Genomic DNA, 567 nt, shown 5'->3' with positions numbered 1-567 from the left:
ACCAAGTGAAATCGACGCTGAGAGGTGTGAGCTTCAGTGACCCGTTTGACGTGCTTGATCTAATTTTAGACGCCCGTAGAAGTTATTCAGCAGCTCATTTCGACTGTTCTCGCTTGGATGATGATTTGCGTAAAACGTCTTGGGTGTTCACGTTTGTAGATGTGGACAGCAAGGGGCATGCCGTCACGCGGGTTGCTTATTACCTACAGTCGCACAATGCCCACAGCTTGAGAGAGTTGGGTTGTGGGAGCGTTCTGTGCCTACCCGGTGGCTTCACTTATGAGCAGGCAGACAAAGCACGGCACCAGCTTCAAGATGTGGTTACATCGTCCCTCAGTACGCTTCCATACGAGCAGGCTGCACAGACAGTTGTAAGCCACATGATTCAACTCATGAGTGAGATTGCTGAAGTTAGCGTGTCAGTATCAAGCGTGTGCGACTTGGCTTTGATCAGGGGTAGCTGTGTTGAAATGACGGTTGGTTTGTCGCACACGTGAGGCTTCAGGGCCAACCACGCCACACCCAATCCAGTGGGAGGCGAGCAACGCCCCCCTCTCAGGTTTCTGT

General features: G+C 52.0%; 1 protein-coding gene. It reads left to right on the top strand.

All coding sequences use genetic code 11. The annotated features are described in order from the left end of the window. The coding region (locus AC1DRJ_RS31830; protein ID WP_477805588.1) for a hypothetical protein at positions 1–497 on the top strand (497 nt) is incomplete at its 5' end. Positions 498–567 lie beyond the last annotated feature (70 nt).

The organism is Pseudomonas sp. P5_B2 (assembly GCF_056400445.1).
The sequence above is the reverse complement of the archived record's forward strand: the minus strand, read 5'-3'. Positions and strand labels throughout refer to the sequence as shown.